This is a genomic window from Bariatricus sp. HCP28S3_D3, from assembly GCF_052065755.1.
In the GTDB taxonomy this organism is placed as follows: Bacteria; Bacillota; Clostridia; order Lachnospirales; family Lachnospiraceae; genus Allocoprococcus.
This window is the reverse complement of sequence record NZ_JBQHTK010000120.1, coordinates 1-302: the sequence shown is the minus strand read 5'-3', so window position 1 is coordinate 302 and position 302 is coordinate 1. Positions and strand designations below refer to the sequence as shown.

1 pseudogene is annotated in these 302 nt (G+C 40.7%); it reads right to left on the bottom strand.

From position 1 onward, the window contains the following. A pseudogene (locus tag ACTNB3_RS17985) lies at positions 1–302 on the bottom strand (transposase); the annotation flags it as partial.

Sequence of the window (302 nt, the reverse complement as noted above, 5' to 3'; positions counted from 1 at the left end):
GATGTTCTTTTATAAACTGTGAGTCTGAATGGATATTGGATTCATACTCATAGCTGGTTACAACAGAACCATTTTTCCCAACAGTTTCCTCTACATTAGCCACATAGCCGCAATATTCTTTCCCTGCTTTCCTTCGGTATGTAGCCTCAGGATCAGTTGGATTTAACAGCATGGTTGAATTGCCGAGGTTGTCTTCCTTAGTAATCCAGCGACGTTTTCCCTGTTCGACAATGGACTGCTCTGAAAAACAGCGAATAAAAAGTTCATACTCAGAGACATCTTCGAATCCTGTTTTGGTGATA